The sequence below is a fragment of the Caulobacter sp. 602-1 genome, from assembly GCF_003931565.1.
GTDB lineage: Bacteria > Pseudomonadota > Alphaproteobacteria > Caulobacterales > Caulobacteraceae > Caulobacter.
This window is the reverse complement of record NZ_RRYI01000112.1, coordinates 1-297: the sequence shown is the minus strand read 5'-3', so window position 1 is coordinate 297 and position 297 is coordinate 1. Positions and strand designations below refer to the sequence as shown.

The 297-nt window shown below is 71.7% G+C and carries 1 protein-coding gene; it reads right to left on the bottom strand.

Going from position 1 to position 297, the window contains the following annotated elements; genetic code table 11:
- On the bottom strand, positions 1-297 hold a 297-nt coding region (locus tag EIK80_RS25480; protein ID WP_305038177.1), incomplete at both ends, for a putative PEP-binding protein.

Below are 297 nucleotides of genomic sequence, written 5' to 3'. Positions count from 1 at the left end.
ACGCGCGCGCGGCGCGGCACTCGTCGACATTGGCCCCCCGCGGCAACATGACCTGAAGCGGCCGGCCGGCGGCCGCCTTGATCAGGGCGCGGATCTGCATCCGCAGCAGGGCCGGACGGTCCAGGCCCATGCGCACGGCGCGCCAGCCCAGGGCCGGATTGTCCTCTCGCTCCAGCTCCATGTACGGCAGCAGCTTGTCGCCGCCCAGATCCGGCGTGCGGAAGGTCACTGGCATGCCGTTGGCGGCCTCCAGCACCTTTTCATAGAGCGCGGTCTGGGCCTCCAGGCGCGGCAGCT